Genomic DNA, 13,889 nt, shown 5'->3' with positions numbered 1-13,889 from the left:
GTTTCAACGCCCTGAACGCACGATCAATAGACCGGGCGCGGCACTGGAATAGGAATGGCGCCCTTGCCCTTGACGCCTGCGGCCGCCGTCTTCTCGCCGGCCGCCTCCTCGACAGGCTCGGTGCCGGGGATCAGCCCGGCATAGACGAGATTGAGCGGGCGGTTGATCTCGTGAATGAAGGGCGAGAGCAGCTTTTGCCGGCCGGCCTCGTCGCGGCCCTCGCTGCGCACCTTGGCCGCTTCCTTCGAGCAGATTTGCTTGGAGATGTCGGCCACGGTGTCGCGCGTGTCGCCATAGGGCGCGATCTGCGAGAGCGTCGGCTTGTTCATGCCGCCGTCGGTGAGCGCCATCTGCAGGAGCCGCGCGGATTCATCCGCCCGGCCGCCCAGGCTGTCGGAGCCGAGCACCACCGAGACGACCGAGCGGCCATTGCGCGTGGCGGAAGAAACCTGGTTGAAGCCGGAGGCGCAGATGAAGCCCGTCTTCATGCCATCGGCCCCGTCGAAACGGCCGATCAGCATGTTGTAGTTCGGGAAGTTCTTCTTGCCGGTGGTAAAGCCCTCATAGGAGAAATAGGGCGCGAATTCGGGAAATTCCCGCTTGATCGTGATCGCCAGCACCGCCAGATCCCGCGCCGTCGTATACTGCCCCGGCTCCGGCAGGCCGTTGGGATTGACGAAATGCGAGGAGCTCATGCCGAGCCGCTGGGCCTCGGCGTTCATCATGTCGACGAAGGCCGGCTCGGAGCCGCCGACGGTCTCGGCAATGGCCACCGCAATGTCGTTGGCCGATTTGATCAGCATCATCTTCAGCGCGCTGTCCAGCGTCATCGCCTGGCCAGGCTTGAAGAACATCTTGCTCGGCGGCTCGGCGGCGGCATGCTTGGACATGACCACCTGGCTCTGCAGCGTCAGCTTGCCGGCGCGCAGCGCCCGGAAGGTGGTATAGGCCGTCATCAGCTTGGTCAGCGAGGCGGGATACCATTTCTGGAAGATGTCGTTCTGCTCATAGACCTTGAGCGTGTTGACATCCACCACCAGATGCGGATTGGCGAGCGCCGGCTGGACCGCCAGCGCACAGCACGCGGCAAGAGCGGCCATGAGACGGGCAGCGCGCTTCGGCCTGCGCGATGTCCGCTTGAGGCAGGGAGCCTGCGGCGAGACGGGCGGGCGGCTTGCGGAATCTGTCACTATCATGCACCTCGGCAAATCGGGCATTGCGTCGTCAGGAGCGGCTATTTAACCTATATGGCGCCGTGATGGCAAAGGCGGATCGACCGTTGGCCGGCCGAGCCTGCCGTTCTTCCCTTCACCCCTGCCCGCCGCGTCCGCGCCGGGCCGCAGGAATTGTGAGCATCATGCCGATCTTGAACCGCGCCGCCGAACTTGCCCCGGACGTGACCGAATGGCGCCGTGCGCTGCACCGCAAGCCCGAGCTTCTCTATGCCGTGGAGGAAACCGCCGCCTTCGTCGCCGAAAAGCTGAAGGACTTCGGCGTTGACGAGGTGGTGACCGGCCTCGGCCGCACCGGCGTGGTCGGCCTCATTCGCGGCACGCTGGGCGATGGCCCGACGGTTGGCCTGCGCGCCGACATGGATGCGCTGCCGATGACGGAAACCTCCGGCAAGCCCTGGGCCTCGCAGGTCCCGGGCAAGATGCATGCCTGCGGCCATGACGGCCACACCGCCATGCTGCTCGGCGCGGCGAAATATCTGAGCGAGACCCGGCGCTTCCGTGGCGCCGTGGCGGTGATCTTCCAGCCGGCCGAGGAAGGCGGCGCCGGCGGGCGCGAAATGGTCAAGGACGGGATGATGGAGCGCTTCGGCATCCGCGAGGTCTATGGCATGCACAACATGCCGGGCATGCCCGTGGGCCATTTCGGCACGCGCGTCGGCCCGATCATGGCCTCGACGGACGAGTTCGCCATCACCCTCGACGGACGCGGCGGCCACGCCGCCCAGCCGCACCGCACGATCGACCCCATCGTCATCGGCGCGCAGATCGTCGGCGCGCTGCAGACCATCGCCTCGCGCACGGCCGATCCTCTCTCCTCGGTGGTGGTGTCCGTCACCAAGTTCAATGCAGGCTTCGCCCACAACATCATTCCCGAGCAGGCAGTGCTCGCCGGCACGGTGCGTTCGCTGAAGGACGAGACCCGCGACATGGCGGAAGCCCGCATCCGGGCGCTGGCCGAAGGCATCGCCACCGCCCATGGCGCCACGGCGCGGGTGCGCTACGAGCGCAACTATCCCGTCACCGTCAACCATGCCGAGGAGACGCAGCATGCACTGGAGGCCGCACGCGCGATCGCCGGCCCTGCGCAGGTGGCCGGCACGATCGAGCCGATGATGGGGGGCGAGGATTTCTCCTACATGCTCAACGCACGGCCCGGCGCCTTCATCTTCATCGGCAATGGCGAGAGCGCGGGCCTGCACAATCCGGCCTATGACTTCAACGACGAGGTCATCCCGCACGGCATTTCCTACTGGGTGCGGCTGGCCGAAAGCCGGCTTGGCTCTCAATGAGCCTGGAGGATCTCGACCGGATCGACCGGCGCATCCTCTCGATTCTGCAGGGCGATGGGCGCATCACCAATCTGGAGCTGGCCGAGCGCATCGGCCTGTCGCCCACGGCAACCAGCGAGCGGCTGCGCCGGTTGACCAAGGAAGGCTATGTCACCGGCTTTTCAGCGCGGCTCGACCCGCAGAAGCTCGGCTTCGGCCTGCTGGTCTTCATCGAGGTGATGCTGGACAAGACCACGCCCGACGTCTTCGACCAATTCGCCGAAGCCGTGCGCAAGGCGCCCTCGGTGCTGGAATGCCACATGGTGGCGGGCGGCTTCGACTATCTGGTCAAGACGCGCTTCGCCGACATGCAGGCCTATCGCAATTTCCTGGGACAGGTGCTGTGGACCCTGCCCGGCGTGCGCGAGACGCGCACCTATGCGGTGATGGAAGAGATCAAGAACGACGGACCGCTGCCGCTGGATTGAGATCGACCGAGCGGCATGAAAAAGGCGCGCCCTGCCGAGCGCGCCTCCGTCTCTTCAAAGCCTGAACAGGCTGACAGCTGTCAGAGCGTGGCCATGTCGATGACGAAGCGGTAGCGCACGTCGCTCTTCAGCACGCGCTCATAGGCCTCATTGATCTGATCGGCACTGATCAGCTCGATTTCCGAGAGAATGCCGTGCTCGCCGCAGAAGTCGAGCATTTCCTGGGTTTCCTTGATCGAGCCGATCATGGAGCCGGAGAGCGACTTGCGTCCGCCGACCAGGCCGAAGGCATGGATGGACGCGGGCTTTTCCGGCAGGCCGACGAGAACCATGGCGCCGTCGACCTTCAACAGGCCGAGGAAGGCGTTGAGATCCATGTCGGCGCTGACCGTGCTGATGATCAGGTCGAACTGGCCGGCCAGCGTCTGGAAGGTCTCGGCATCCTTGGTCGCATAATAATGCGTGGCGCCGAGCTTCAGGCCATCTTCCTTCTTGGAGAGCGACTGGGAGAGAACGGTGACCTCCGCGCCCATGGCGGCGGCGATCTTCACGCCCATATGGCCGAGCCCGCCCATGCCGACGATGGCGACCTTCTTGCCGGGACCGGCCTTCCAGTGCTTCAGCGGCGAATAGAGCGTGATGCCGGCGCAGAGCAGCGGTGCTGCGGCATCGAGCGGCAGATTGGCGGGAATGGACAGGACATAGCCTTCCTTGACGACGATCTGGTCAGAATATCCGCCCATGGTCGGCGTGCCGTCGGCTTCGCGGCCATTATAGGTCGGCACGAGGCCGGGCATGTACTGTTCGAGATCGACATCGCGGGCGGCGCAGCCGACGCAGCTGTCGACGAAACAGCCGACGCCGACATGATCGCCGACCTTGAACTTGGTCACGTCGGAACCGACGGCCATGACGACGCCGGCGATCTCATGGCCGGGCACCATCGGATAGATCGACCCGCCCCACTCGTCGCGAACCTGGTGGATGTCGGAATGGCAGATGCCGCAATATTTGATGTCGATCACGACATCGTCGGCGCGCGGTTCACGCCGCTCGAAGGTAAAGGGTTCAAGCGGCTTCGACGCATCCGTCGCCGCATATCCTCGGGCCATGGCCATGGCGCACTCCTTGGGAATGGTGCTGAAGGGAAGGAAAATGAAACGCCCCGGGCGAAGAGCTAAGCCGACCGGAGAGGTCTTCAAGAGAGACATCGACGCAACTGGGGACGTGGCCGGACGGCCGAACTGCATATAGGAACGCATCTGCGCGATGTCATCGGGCGCGGCGCGTCGTGGCGAGAATTCGGGGCAGGTAGCGCTCTGCGAAAAGGCTGCAGTTCTGCAGGCTGACGCAAACTGCTCACGGCAGGCGGCGAACCATCCTTCACACCAGCTCCGGCCAGGTATCCGACAGCCGATAGCCTTCCGGAAACGGGTCCTCCGGGTCGAGCATCCACTGCATGGTGCCGGTGATCCAGGCGCGGCCCGAGATCGAGGGGCGGATAGCGGGGCGACCGCCGACGGTGGCGAGCGCCTCGACCCTGCAGTCGAACCGGGTGCCGAGGATCGAGCGGCCGATGAAGCGGTCGCCCAGGCCGATCTCGCCGCGCGCATGCAGGACGGCCATGCGGGCCGAGCAGCCGGTGCCGGTCGGCGAGCGGTCGATCTTGCCCGGGCGGATGGCCACGGCGCTGGCTGCGGTCAGCACGCCCGCCTCGCGCGTCAGCGGCCCGGCGAACTGGCAGAAGGAGAAGTGGTCACACTCCAGGTTCTCGGGATGAGAGAAGCCGAGCTGCGCGTCGGCCGCCTTGGTGATGCGCATGCCGAGCGCGGCGAGATCGGCGGCCTCGTCGGGCCGGATCGAAAAACCGAGCGCCTGCGCATCGACGATGACGAAACTGTCGCCGCCATAGGCGGTATCGACGGTCAGCGTGCCCAGCCCCTCCACCTCCAGCGGCGCCGCCAGCCGGTCGGCGAAGGAAGGCACATTGGTGACGGTGATGCGCTCGGCCTTGCCGTTGCGGCAGATGGCGACCACGTCGACAATTCCGCCCGGCGCTTCCAGCACCAGATGCGTCTCCGGCTCGACCATCGGCACGATGCCGGTATCGATCAGCACTGTGGCGACGCAGAGCGAATTGGAGCCGGACATGGGCGGCGTATCGGCGGGCTCCATGATGATGAAGCCCATCTGCGCCCGCGGATCCTTGGCCGGCACCAACAGGTTGACATGGCGAAAGACGCCGCCGCGCGGCTCGTTCAGCACGAAGCGCCGCAGCCGCTCATCCGTGGCGATGAAGCGCGACTGCGCCCAGAGCGTCTCGCCCGGCGGCGGGGCGACACCGCCGACGATGACATCGCCCACCTCGCCCTCGGCATGGCAGCCGACGACATGAATGACCCGGTCCGTGCGCATGGCCTCTCCCTCCGCCGATCTTGCCCTGTCCGATTCCGAGCATCCAGCCGAAATCGGAACGGGTCCGATGCCTATCCCTGACGCGCCGACAGAAACTCCGCCAGCGAGCTCGCCGCGTGCGCGATGTGTTCGCTGAGCAGCGTCACCGCCTCACCGATGCGGCCGGCCGCGCAGAGCTTGACCAGCAGCCGGTGCTCGGCCTGCGCGCGCTCCATGCTGCCGCTCAGGGACAGCTGCAGCCGGGTGTGCCGGTCGCATTCCTGCAGGAGATTGCTGACCAGCGCCAGCGAGCGCGGCCGCTCGGCATGGGCATAGAGCCGCATATGCAGCGCATTGTTGAGCGGCCCCCAGCGCCGGGAATGGCCGGCGGCGCTTTCGGCCTCGAATTCGGCGAGGATGGCATCGAGCGCCGCGAAATCCTCTGCCCGCAGCTTCGGCGCGGAGAGCCTGAGCAGGCGCGGCTCCAACAGGCTGCGCAGCTCGAACAGCTCGTTGATCTCGTCCAGCGACAGCTCCGACACCACGGCGCCGCGGTGCGGCAGGATCTTTACCAGCCCTTCCGCCTCCAGCTGCATCAGGGCCTCGCGCACGGGAATGCGGCTGACGCCGAACTCCTCCGCCAGCGCGTCCTGGCGCAGCTGCATGCCCCCCTCGAAACTGCCGTCGAGAATGCGCTCGCGCAGCGCCTCCATCACGGCAGACGAGATGGTGCGGTGGGTCAGCGACTTGCGGACCGGGCTGGCGGGTGGGGCGACGATTTTGGCGGGCATGAGACAGGCCTATGGCTGGTTGGCATCTGCGTCAAGGCACGAAACCCGCTTGACTGGATATTTTATACAATCTACAAAGCTCGTCATCAAGTCCTCAGGAGACACAAAGCATGGCACCGAAGATCGGCTGGTCGGGCGTTTTCCCGGCGGTTACCACCCAGTTCAAGCCCGACCTCTCGCTCGATATCGATGCGACGAAGAAGGTGCTCGATGGCCTCGTGCGCGATGGCGTGTCGGGCCTCATCGTCTGCGGCACGGTCGGCGAGAACACCTCGCTGACGCGCTCGGAGAAGGTCGCCGTGATGGAAGCGGCCAAGGATGCCGCCAAGGGCCGCGTGCCCGTCATCTGCGGCGTGGCCGAATTCACCACGCAGGGTGCGGCCGAAGTCGCGGGCGAAGCCGCACGCGTCGGCCTGGATGGCGTCATGGTCATGCCGGCGCTCGTCTATTCGTCGAAGCCGCATGAGACGGCCGCCCATTTCCGCGGCGTGGCGAAGGCCACCGATCTGCCTGTCATGGTCTACAACAACCCGCCGATCTACAAGAACGACGTGACGCCCGACATCCTCGCCTCGCTCGCCGATTGCGAGACGATCGTCTGCTTCAAGGACTCCTCCGGCGACACGCGCCGCTTCACCGACGTGAAGAACATGGTCGGCGACCGCTTCGTGATGTTTGCGGGCCTCGATGACGTGGTCGTTGAAAGCGTCATGCTCGGCGCCGTCGGCTGGATCTCGGGCATGTCGAACGCCTTCCCGCGCGAAGGCGAAACGCTGTTCCGCCTGGCCAAGGCCGGCCGCTATGCCGAAGCGCTGGAACTCTATGCCTGGTTCATGCCGCTGCTTCACCTCGATGCCCGCCCGGATCTCGTCCAGTGCATCAAGCTCTGCGAGGAAATCATGGGCCGCGGCACCGCGCTCACCCGCCCGCCGCGCCTGGCGCTGAGCGAGGCCGAGCGCGCCGAAGTCCAGGCGATCATGGACCATGCGCTGAAGAACCGTCCGGCCCTGCCCGATGTCGGCCTGACGCCGGCCGCCTGATTCTCTTCCGAGGCGGCCGTGCCATTCCTCGCCGCCTCCTGCTGGCGCTGCATATCCCTGGCGATGTGCGGCGCCTTTTTCGTTCATGGGCGCGGCGGATCCGCGATGGGCTGGGCAAAGTCGCTTTTGGCGGCTTTTGTAACCGCCGCTGACTGGCCTAACATGGCCGCCGATCGGGCCCGCGCGGGCGGCCACCCATTTCCCTTCCCTGCAAGGCGCTCCCCCTGCGTTCGGGGCATGCCGAGACACTCCGGAGACTTTCATGAGCGAGACCGTCACCCTTAGCCTGGACGAGGCCGCGCGCCTGGCAAAGGCCGCCTTTCTGACCTCGGGCGTGTCCGACGCCCATGCCGAGGCGCTGACGGCAACCGTGATGGCCGGACAGGCGGATGAATGCCACTCGCATGGGCTCTATCGCGTGCTCGGCTGCGTGCGCTCGGTCAGGGAGGGCAAGGTCAATCCGGTGGCCGAACCGCGTGTGAGCACGCCGGGGCCGGCCATCGTCAAGGTCGATGCCGATTATGGCTTCTCGCCGCTGGCCTTCCGCACCGGCCTGCCGCATCTGGTGGAAAAGGCGCGTGGGCAGGGTCTGGCGGCGCTGGCCATCAACCATTGCTTTCACTTCTCCGCGCTCTGGCCGGAGGTGGAGGCGCTCGCTGCGCAAGGGCTGGCGGCGCTGGCCCTGACGCCCAGCCATGCCTGGGTGGCGCCGGCCGGCGGCACCAAGGGCGTGTTCGGCACCAACCCCATTGCCTTTGCCTGGCCGCGGCCGGGCGATTTTCCCTTCGTCTTCGATTTCGCCACGAGCGCCGCCGCGCGCGGCGAGATCGAGCTGCATCGCCGGGCCGGAAAGCCGATCCCCGAGGGCTGGGCGATCGATGCCGAGGGCCAGCCGACCACCGACGCCACCGCCGCACTTGCCGGCGCCATGCTGACCTTTGGCGGCCATAAGGGCTCGGCGCTCTCCGCCATGGTGGAACTGATGGCCGGTCCGCTGATCGGCGATATGACCAGCCTCGAATCCATGGCCTTTGACGCCGGCGTCGGCGCTGCCCCCTGCCATGGAGAGCTGATCCTCGCCTTCGATCCCGCCCGATTCCTCGGCGCCGAGAAAGACACTCATGTCGCCCGCGCGGAAGCGCTGTTCGACGCCATTCTCGGCCAGGGCGCCCGCCTGCCCTCCCAGCGCCGCTTCGCCGCCCGACAGCGTACGGCCACAGCCGGCGTCACGATCCCGCGCCAGCTCTACGCGGACATCCAAGCGCTGCTGGCGTAATTCAGCCGGCTGGAACCAGGCACGAAAAAGGGCGACGCACACGCTGCGCCGCCCCTTCTTTTTTATTCAGCTTGGAAAGATCGGCTCAGAGCTGCCGCCGGCGATAGAGCACCACCACAGCGGCGATCAGCATGCCGGCCAGCGAATACCAGGTGATGGCATAGACGAGGTGGTTGTTGGGGAAGGCGATCTGCGTCAGCCCGCCCACGGGATAGCCGCCGGGATTGGCGGTGTCGTCGGCGTCGACGAAGAAGGGGGCGACCTTGTCGGCCGGAAGCCCGCGGGCGGCGGCCATTGCGGGCACGTCGCGCGAATACCAGCGGTCGGCGGCCGGATCGTTGCTGCGCAGGAAGGCGCCCTTGGGTTCGCTGAGCCGGAGCAGACCGGTGATCTGAACGGGCCCCTGCGGATTGCCGGCGCTGCGGCTTGAGGGGTCGCGCCGGTCGGGAGGCACGAAGCCGCGATTGACGAAGACGATGGTGCCGTCTTCGGCGCTAAGCGGCGTCAGCACCCAGAAGCCGGGGCCGAGCACCGTATTGGCCTGGGCCAACGCTTCCTTGTCATGCAGGAAGGTGCCGGAGAGGCTGACATGGCGATATTCGGAGGATGCGGCGTCGATCCCGGCCCAGTCGGCCGCGGGCGGCACGGGCACGGGGGGCGCATGGACGCGTGCCTCGACCCTTGCGATCAGGTCCTGTTTCCAGAACAGCCGCTTCACCTGCCAGGTGCCGAGGGAGAGAAGGCCCGCCGTCACGAGGACGGCGAGCAGCAGCGTGACGACCGTCCTGCGACGGACGCGGGCATCAGGGGGCATTGCGCATCATGTCCGGGCTGACCGGCATCATGTTGGCATTGAGGTGATGCATGACCCAGAGCGAGCCGGACAGCGCGATGACTACCAGAACGATGGTGAAGATCAGCGCCAGCAGCGTCCAGCCGCCTTCCGAGCGGCTGTTCATGTGCAGAAAGTAGATCATGTGCACGATGATCTGGACGACCGCGAAGGCCATGATCAGCGCGACGGTGACTGCCTTGCTCTGGAAGACATCGCCCATGACCAGCCAGAACGGCACGGCCGTCAGGATGACCGAGAGGATGAAGCCGGTCATGTAGCTCTTCATCGAGCCGTGGCCGGCCTCATGGCCATGGCTGTGGCCGTGATGGGCGTGGTGTGCGTCTTCTTCGTGGGTGATGTGCGTGGTCATCCGACGACTCCGATCAGATAGACGAGGGAGAAGACGCCGATCCAGACGACGTCGAGGAAGTGCCAGAACATCGACAGGCACATCAGGCGCCGGCGGTTTTCCGGGATCAGGCCGTGCAGCGAGACCTGGACCATCAACGTCACCAGCCAGATGCAGCCGAAAGTGACGTGCAGGCCGTGGGTGCCGACCAGCGTGAAGAAGGCCGACAGGAAGGCCGAGCGGTTGGGACCGGCCCCTTCCAGGATCAGGTGATGGAACTCGTAGAGTTCGAGGAACAGGAAGGCGAGGCCGAAGATGCCGGTTATCGCCAGCCAGCCGAGCGTGGCCTTCTTGTTGTTCTTCTCCATCGCCAGCATGGCGAAGCCGTAAGTGATCGACGAGAACAGCAGCATGGCCGTGTTGATGGCCACCAGCGTCAGGTCGAACAGGTCGGCCGGGGAAGGCCCGGCCGCATAGTTGCGGCCGAGAACGGCATAGGTGGCGAACAGCACGGCAAAGATGAGGCAGTCGCTCATCAGGTAGAGCCAGAAGCCCAGAAGCGTGCTGTTTTCCGGATGATGGTCTTCCTTCAGGTAGAAGACCGGCTCGCCCTTGGTGTCGAGAGGGGTGCTGCTCATCAGGTCAGGCTTTCTTCATCAGAAGCTGCGTGCGCGCATTTTCCGTGGCCACCACCTCTTCGGCGGGGATGTAGAAATCACGCTTGTAGTTGAAGGTATGGGCGATGGACACCAGGATGATCCCGGCGAAGGAAAGTGCCGCGAGCCACCAGATGTACCAGATCAGCGCGAAGCCGAGGGCAACCGACAGGCCTGCCAGGATCACGCCCGTGCCGGTGTTCTTCGGCATGTGGATCGGGCGATAGCCTTCCAGCGGGCGGGTATAGCCGCGGCGCTTCATGTCGTACCAGCTGTCGTGATCGTGGATCACAGGCGTGAAGGCGAAGTTGTAGTCCGGCGGCGGCGAGGAGGTCGACCATTCCAGCGTCCGGCCATCCCAGGGATCGCCCGTCACATCGCGCAGCTCTTCGCGCTTGATGAAGCTGACGATGAGCTGGATGATGAAGGAGGCGATGCCGAGCGCGATCAGGAAGGCGCCGAAGGCGGCGATGATGAACCAGATCTGCAGCGAGGGATCCTCGAACTGGCTGACGCGGCGGGTCACGCCCATCAGGCCCAGAACGTAGAGCGGCATGAAGGCGAAGTAGAAGCCGATCAGCCAGAACCAGAAGGACATCTTGCCCCAGAACGGATCCAGCTTGAAGCCGAAAGCCTTCGGGAACCAGTAGTTGAAGCCTGCCAGCACGCCGAAGACCACGCCGCCGATGATGACGTTATGGAAGTGGGCGATAAGGAACAGCGAGTTGTGCAGCACGAAGTCAGCCGGGGGAACGGCCAGCATCACGCCGGTCATGCCGCCGATGACGAAGGTCACCATGAAGCCGATCGTCCACAGCATCGGCACTTCAAAGCGGATGCGGCCGCGATACATCGTGAACAGCCAGTTGAACACCTTGGCCCCGGTCGGGATCGAGATGATCATCGTGGTGATGCCGAAGAAGGCGTTGACGCTGGCGCCCGAGCCCATCGTGAAGAAGTGATGCAGCCAGACGAGGTAGGACAGGATGGTGATGACGACGGTGGCGTAGACCATCGAGGCATAGCCGAACAGGCGCTTGCCGCAGAAGGTGGCCACGATTTCCGAGAAGATGCCGAAGGCCGGCAGGATCAGGATGTAGACCTCAGGGTGACCCCAGATCCAGATGAGGTTGACGTACATCATCGGATTGCCACCAAGGTCATTGGTGAAGAAGTTCGTGCCGACATACCGGTCGAGCGACAGGAGCGCCAGCGTCGCCGTCAGGATCGGGAAGGTGGCGACGATCAGGATGTTGGTGCAGAACGAGGTCCAGGTGAAGACCGGCATCTTCATCATGGTCATGCCCGGGGCGCGCATCTTGATGATGGTCGCGACCAGGTTGATCCCCGACAGCGTCGTGCCGACACCGGCGACCTGCAGACCCCAGATATAATAGTCCACCCCGACACCCGGGCTGTAATCGGCGCCCGACAGCGGCGGATAGGCGAGCCAGCCCGTGCGCGCGAACTCGCCGACGAAGAGCGAGATCATGATCAGCACGGCGCCGGCTGCCGTCATCCAGAAGGAGAAATTGTTCAGGAAAGGGAACGAGACGTCGCGCGCGCCGATCTGCAGCGGCACGACGAAGTTCATCAGGCCGGTGACGAAGGGCATGGCCATGAAGAAGATCATGATCACGCCATGCGCGGTGAAGACCTGGTCATAATGGTGCGGCGGTAGGAAGCCCTCATTGCCGCCGAAGGCGATGGCCTGCTGCGTGCGCATCATGACGGCGTCGGCAAAGCCGCGCATCAGCATCACGAGCGCCAGGACCACATACATGATCCCGATCTTCTTGTGGTCGACGCTGGTGAACCACTCTTTCCAGAGATAGCCCCAGAGGCGGAAATAGGTGAGCGCGCCCACCACCACGATGCCGCCGAGCGCCACCGCGATGAAGGTCGCCACCAGGATCGGCTCATGCAACGGGAAGGCGCCCAGATCGAGCCTCCCGAAAATCAGCGATTTAGTATCCAGATGCGAAAACATGGCGTGTACCTGTGTTCTTTAAGAGCGGTAGGCGCGGCGCGTCGGGCGCGCCTGGCCGGTCCTAGTTTGACTGGTTGAGCTGCTTGGGTGCGATGCCACCCTCGGGCGCGGGCGTCGCGCCACTGCCCATCGTGCCCATGTCGTGACCCTGCATGTCGTGACCCTGCGTGCCGCCGTCGGCGGGCGCCGCGTGCGGGGTCTCCTTGTTGGGCGCTTCGGGGCTGCGCGCCTCATTGCCATGGGCCGGGAAGGTCGCGGCATTGGTGCCCGCACCCTCTTCGGCGTGGCGGGTATCATACAGCAGCTTCTCGCGGTTTTCCTGGCTCTCCTTGCCGGCGCCGCCCATCATGTCGATGTGCATCATGTCCTTGGCGCACATCTGCCCCGGCTTCACACAGAGATTGACGATGGCGTCGAACAGGTTGTCCTCGACGCTGGCGAACTGGCGCTTGGGCTCACGCTCGCTCGGGCGCTCGAATTCGAGATAGGCCGCGCGGTCGAGCGTGCCGTTTCCGGCCTTGGACTTGGCGACCCAGGCGTCGAAATCGGCCTGCGAGGCACCATGGAAGGTGAAGGTCATGTGCGAGAAGCCGTCGCCGCTGTAATTGGCAGAGAAGCCCTTATAGGCGCCGGGCTGGTTGATGACCGCATGCAGCTTGGTGCGCATTCCGGGCATGGCGTAGATCTGGCCGGCGAGCGCAGGGATGTAGAAGGAGTTCATCACCGAGGAAGCCGTGATTTCGAAGGTGATCGGCACGTCCACCGGCGCATAGAGCTCGTTCACGCTGGCAAAGCCCTGTTCCGGATAGATGAACAGCCACTTCCAGTCGAGCGCGACGACCTGGACGGTCAGCGGCTTGACATCGGCCGGCAGCGGGCGCTGCGCGTCGATGCGGTCGAGCGGGCGATAGGGATCGAGCTTGTGCGTGGAAATCCAGGTGATCGCGCCGAGCGCGATGATGATGGCCAGCGGCGCCGCCCAGATGACCACTTCGAGCCGGGTGGAATGGTGCCATTCCGGATCATAGGTCGCGCTCGTATTCGCACTGCGATACCGCCAGGCGAAGAACAGGGTCAAAAAGATGACCGGCACGATGATCAGAAGCATCAGCAGGGTGGAGACGACGATCAGGTCGCGCTGCTGCATAGCGATATCGCCGAAGGGGGACATGACTACCATGTTGCAGCCAGCCAGCATCCCCAGGAGCGGGAGGAGGAGCAGGCTCCTCGGAAATTTCACGCGTTTCATCATGGCATGATGTTCTTTCGTTTCGATGTCCTGCGACTAATGCCACCGGCACAGGAACGGTATGAGGTGTATGGTCGCACCGCTGCGTACAGCCATGCGATGAAATCCTCTAAATGATCTTAAATGCCTTCTTTTGCCCGGCAATAAACGATTGCGGCCAAATGTCGAGCGCGGCATTGCACTGCGGGAATAGCTGCCATGCGTGCGGTGCAAGGCCGATTGCTGCGTCGCGACGACGAATTTTAGCCTCTCGCCACTTGATAAGAAACATTGGTCGCTCAAGATCGTTCTTGGGGGCGGCGTGATTAAGCGTGCCGC

General features: G+C 64.8%; 14 protein-coding genes. 4 read left to right on the top strand and 10 right to left on the bottom strand.

Going from position 1 to position 13,889, the window contains the following annotated elements; translation table 11 throughout:
- Window positions 1-23 precede the first annotated feature (23 nt).
- Window positions 24-1,100, bottom strand: coding sequence for a D-alanyl-D-alanine carboxypeptidase family protein (locus BJF92_RS19075; protein ID WP_075636322.1), 1,077 nt, complete (start codon window positions 1,098-1,100; stop codon window positions 24-26).
- Between the two features lie 257 nt (window positions 1,101-1,357).
- Between BJF92_RS19075 and BJF92_RS19070 the strand changes: the two genes are divergently transcribed.
- Together BJF92_RS19070 and BJF92_RS19065 are read left to right on the top strand one after the other, a co-directional pair.
- Window positions 1,358-2,524, top strand: a complete 1,167-nt coding sequence (locus BJF92_RS19070) for a M20 aminoacylase family protein (RefSeq protein ID WP_075636321.1) — start codon at window positions 1,358-1,360, stop codon at window positions 2,522-2,524.
- Window positions 2,521-2,991: an Lrp/AsnC ligand binding domain-containing protein gene (locus BJF92_RS19065; RefSeq protein WP_075636320.1), complete on the top strand. Its 471-nt coding sequence runs from the start codon at window positions 2,521-2,523 to the stop codon at window positions 2,989-2,991. Before BJF92_RS19070 ends, BJF92_RS19065 begins: the two co-directional genes overlap by 4 nt.
- 80 nt (window positions 2,992-3,071) lie before the next feature.
- On the opposite strand, the gene BJF92_RS19060 is transcribed toward BJF92_RS19065, so the two are convergent.
- From BJF92_RS19060 to BJF92_RS19050, 3 genes are all read right to left on the bottom strand, one after another.
- A complete protein-coding gene (locus BJF92_RS19060) occupies window positions 3,072-4,109 on the bottom strand; it encodes an NAD(P)-dependent alcohol dehydrogenase (RefSeq protein WP_075636319.1) in 1,038 nt (345 codons plus the stop codon).
- A gap of 265 nt (window positions 4,110-4,374) precedes the next feature.
- A complete protein-coding gene (locus tag BJF92_RS19055) occupies window positions 4,375-5,406 on the bottom strand; it encodes a trans-3-hydroxy-L-proline dehydratase (protein WP_075636318.1) in 1,032 nt (343 codons plus the stop codon).
- A gap of 71 nt (window positions 5,407-5,477) precedes the next feature.
- A complete protein-coding gene (locus BJF92_RS19050) occupies window positions 5,478-6,176 on the bottom strand; it encodes a GntR family transcriptional regulator (RefSeq protein ID WP_075636317.1) in 699 nt (232 codons plus the stop codon).
- Between the two features lie 110 nt (window positions 6,177-6,286).
- On the opposite strand from BJF92_RS19050, the gene BJF92_RS19045 reads away from it, so the two are divergent.
- Window positions 6,287-7,216: a dihydrodipicolinate synthase family protein gene (locus BJF92_RS19045; RefSeq protein WP_075636316.1), complete on the top strand. Its 930-nt coding sequence runs from the start codon at window positions 6,287-6,289 to the stop codon at window positions 7,214-7,216.
- A 262-nt stretch (window positions 7,217-7,478) separates the two neighbouring features.
- Window positions 7,479-8,492, top strand: a complete 1,014-nt coding sequence (locus BJF92_RS19040; protein WP_075636315.1) for an Ldh family oxidoreductase — start codon at window positions 7,479-7,481, stop codon at window positions 8,490-8,492.
- Window positions 8,493-8,577: 85 nt separating this feature from the next.
- Here BJF92_RS19040 and BJF92_RS19035 read toward each other — a convergent pair whose 3' ends face one another.
- The 6 genes from BJF92_RS19035 to BJF92_RS25640 form a co-directional block, all read right to left on the bottom strand.
- A complete protein-coding gene (locus BJF92_RS19035; RefSeq protein WP_075636314.1) occupies window positions 8,578-9,306 on the bottom strand; it encodes an SURF1 family protein in 729 nt (242 codons plus the stop codon).
- Window positions 9,296-9,697, bottom strand: coding sequence for a cytochrome o ubiquinol oxidase subunit IV (cyoD, locus tag BJF92_RS19030; protein WP_075636313.1), 402 nt, complete (start codon window positions 9,695-9,697; stop codon window positions 9,296-9,298). The genes BJF92_RS19035 and cyoD overlap by 11 nt, the downstream gene beginning before the upstream one ends.
- Window positions 9,694-10,314 carry a cytochrome o ubiquinol oxidase subunit III gene (gene cyoC, locus BJF92_RS19025; protein ID WP_075636312.1) on the bottom strand — a complete coding sequence of 207 codons (621 nt, stop codon included), beginning with the start codon at window positions 10,312-10,314 and terminating at the stop codon, window positions 9,694-9,696. Before cyoC ends, cyoD begins: the two co-directional genes overlap by 4 nt.
- 4 nt (window positions 10,315-10,318) lie before the next feature.
- A complete protein-coding gene (cyoB, locus tag BJF92_RS19020) occupies window positions 10,319-12,322 on the bottom strand; it encodes a cytochrome o ubiquinol oxidase subunit I (protein WP_075636311.1) in 2,004 nt (667 codons plus the stop codon).
- 61 nt (window positions 12,323-12,383) lie between these two features.
- The gene (gene cyoA, locus BJF92_RS19015; RefSeq protein ID WP_075636310.1) at window positions 12,384-13,574 is read right to left on the bottom strand and encodes a ubiquinol oxidase subunit II; all 1,191 of its coding nucleotides are present in this window, start codon (window positions 13,572-13,574) and stop codon (window positions 12,384-12,386) included.
- A gap of 106 nt (window positions 13,575-13,680) precedes the next feature.
- Window positions 13,681-13,842 carry a hypothetical protein gene (locus BJF92_RS25640; RefSeq protein WP_158032250.1) on the bottom strand — a complete coding sequence of 54 codons (162 nt, stop codon included), beginning with the start codon at window positions 13,840-13,842 and terminating at the stop codon, window positions 13,681-13,683.
- Between the last annotated feature and the right edge of the window lie 47 nt (window positions 13,843-13,889).

It is taken from the genome of Xaviernesmea rhizosphaerae (assembly GCF_001938945.1).
In the GTDB taxonomy this organism is placed as follows: Bacteria; Pseudomonadota; Alphaproteobacteria; order Rhizobiales; family Rhizobiaceae; genus Xaviernesmea; species Xaviernesmea rhizosphaerae.
The sequence above is the reverse complement of the archived record's forward strand: the minus strand, read 5'-3'. Positions and strand labels throughout refer to the sequence as shown.

What these genes read in the sequence shown, in the direction of transcription:
- BJF92_RS19060 (WP_075636319.1), bottom strand. Translation starts at nt 4,109, where the DNA reads ATGGCCATGGCCCGAGGATATGCGGCGACGGATGCGTCGAAGCCGCTT.
- BJF92_RS19050 (WP_075636317.1), bottom strand. Translation starts at nt 6,176, where the DNA reads ATGCCCGCCAAAATCGTCGCCCCACCCGCCAGCCCGGTCCGCAAGTCG.
- BJF92_RS25640 (WP_158032250.1), bottom strand. Translation starts at nt 13,842, where the DNA reads ATGTTTCTTATCAAGTGGCGAGAGGCTAAAATTCGTCGTCGCGACGCA.
- BJF92_RS19045 (WP_075636316.1), top strand. Translation starts at nt 6,287, where the DNA reads ATGGCACCGAAGATCGGCTGGTCGGGCGTTTTCCCGGCGGTTACCACC.
- BJF92_RS19075 (WP_075636322.1), bottom strand. Translation starts at nt 1,100, where the DNA reads ATGGCCGCTCTTGCCGCGTGCTGTGCGCTGGCGGTCCAGCCGGCGCTC.
- cyoD (WP_075636313.1), bottom strand. Translation starts at nt 9,697, where the DNA reads ATGACCACGCACATCACCCACGAAGAAGACGCACACCACGCCCATCAC.
- cyoA (WP_075636310.1), bottom strand. Translation starts at nt 13,574, where the DNA reads ATGATGAAACGCGTGAAATTTCCGAGGAGCCTGCTCCTCCTCCCGCTC.
- cyoB (WP_075636311.1), bottom strand. Translation starts at nt 12,322, where the DNA reads ATGTTTTCGCATCTGGATACTAAATCGCTGATTTTCGGGAGGCTCGAT.
- BJF92_RS19040 (WP_075636315.1), top strand. Translation starts at nt 7,479, where the DNA reads ATGAGCGAGACCGTCACCCTTAGCCTGGACGAGGCCGCGCGCCTGGCA.
- cyoC (WP_075636312.1), bottom strand. Translation starts at nt 10,314, where the DNA reads ATGAGCAGCACCCCTCTCGACACCAAGGGCGAGCCGGTCTTCTACCTG.
- BJF92_RS19035 (WP_075636314.1), bottom strand. Translation starts at nt 9,306, where the DNA reads ATGCCCCCTGATGCCCGCGTCCGTCGCAGGACGGTCGTCACGCTGCTG.
- BJF92_RS19065 (WP_075636320.1), top strand. Translation starts at nt 2,521, where the DNA reads ATGAGCCTGGAGGATCTCGACCGGATCGACCGGCGCATCCTCTCGATT.
- BJF92_RS19055 (WP_075636318.1), bottom strand. Translation starts at nt 5,406, where the DNA reads ATGCGCACGGACCGGGTCATTCATGTCGTCGGCTGCCATGCCGAGGGC.
- BJF92_RS19070 (WP_075636321.1), top strand. Translation starts at nt 1,358, where the DNA reads ATGCCGATCTTGAACCGCGCCGCCGAACTTGCCCCGGACGTGACCGAA.